At 74.6% G+C, this 967-nt stretch carries 1 protein-coding gene; it reads left to right on the top strand.

Features of this window, described 5'->3' with window-relative positions:
* Positions 1-143 precede the first annotated feature (143 nt).
* Complete coding sequence (pgl, locus tag AB8Z75_RS34975; RefSeq protein ID WP_369209176.1) at positions 144-920, top strand: 6-phosphogluconolactonase; 777 nt, start codon at positions 144-146, stop codon at positions 918-920.
* The last annotated feature ends 47 nt before the right edge of the window (positions 921-967 follow it).

Raw genomic sequence — 967 nt, 5'->3', positions numbered from 1 at the left:
GACGAGCAGGCACGGACAGCGCAGGGCCCGGCCCCCGCGGGGGCCGAAGCCACCCAGGCACCCGCCGGCGCCTCCCCTTCCCCGGCCAAGAAGAAGGCCGCGTCTGCGACGTCGAAGACCCGGACGGCGAAGAAGGGCCAGAAGTGAACGCGGCAGCCACCGGACGCGAAATCCTCATCCACCCCGACAAGGACGCACTCGCCCAGGCCACGGCCGCACGCCTCATCACCCGCATCGCCGACGCCCAAGCCGCACGCGGCACCGCGACCGTCGTCCTGACCGGAGGCCGCAACGGCAACGCGCTCCTCGCCGCGATCGGCGCCTTCGGCGCACGCGACCGCATCGACTGGTCACGGCTCGACCTGTGGTGGGGCGACGAGCGGTTCCTCCCCGAAGGCGACCCCGAACGCAACCACACCCAGGCCCGCGAAGCCCTCCTCGACGCCGTCCCACTCGACCCCGCACGCGTCCACGTGATGCCGCCCTCCGACGGGCCGTACGCGGGCGACGCCGAGGCCGCGGCCGAGGCCTACGCCACGGAGCTCGCCGCCGCGGCGGGACCCGACTCGCCCGAGCGCGTCCCCGCCTTCGACGTGCTCCTCCTCGGCGTGGGACCCGACACCCATGTCGCGTCCCTCTTCCCCGAACACCCCGCGCTCCGGGAAACGGAACGGACCGTCGTCGGCGTCCACGGCGCGCCCAAACCGCCGCCCACTCGCCTCTCCCTCACCCTGCCCGCCATCCGGGCAGCACGAGAGGTCTGGCTGCTGGCCGCCGGTGACGACAAAGCCGGAGCGGTCGCCTTCGCCCTTTCGGGCTCCGGCGAACTCCAGGCGCCCGCCGCCGCGGTGTGCGGGAAGTCCCGCACCCTGTGGCTGCTCGACGAGGCCGCGGCCTCCCGCCTTCCAGCCACCACCTGAGACCCCGAGGGGGCAGGGGGCTCCCCCTGCCCCCTCGSSSTCWCASG

The organism is Streptomyces sp. PU-14G (assembly GCF_041028275.1).
Classification (GTDB): Bacteria; Actinomycetota; Actinomycetes; order Streptomycetales; family Streptomycetaceae; genus Streptomyces.
This window is presented reverse-complemented; position numbering and strand designations above follow the sequence as displayed.